Source organism: Streptomyces sp. URMC 126 (assembly GCF_051386555.1).
In the GTDB taxonomy this organism is placed as follows: Bacteria; Actinomycetota; Actinomycetes; order Streptomycetales; family Streptomycetaceae; genus Streptomyces.
The window spans coordinates 1-265 of sequence record NZ_JBPQTX010000938.1; the positions used below are offsets into that span (position 1 = coordinate 1).

Annotated in this window: 1 protein-coding gene; it reads left to right on the forward strand. The window is 70.6% G+C overall.

Features of this window, described 5'->3' with window-relative positions:
- Positions 1-265: carboxylesterase family protein (locus ACSNOK_RS34575; RefSeq protein ID WP_436784672.1), on the forward strand; the 265-nt coding region annotated here is incomplete at both ends.

Sequence of the window (265 nt, forward strand, 5' to 3'; positions counted from 1 at the left end):
TTCCAGTCGTATCTGCCGGGTTCCAGCGAGGACTCGCTGTACGCCAACGTCTGGACGCCGGGCACCCAGGGGTCGCGGCCGGTGCTGGTCTACATCCACGGCGGCGGCTGGTTCCTGGGGGCCGGCCACGAGCCGCAGTACGACGGGGCCCGCCCCGCCGCGTACGGCGACATGGTCGTCATCACCTTCAACTACCGGCTGGGGGCGTTCGGCTGGGGCCTGCACGAGGACCTCACCGACCCGCAGACCGGGAGCTGTGCCAACT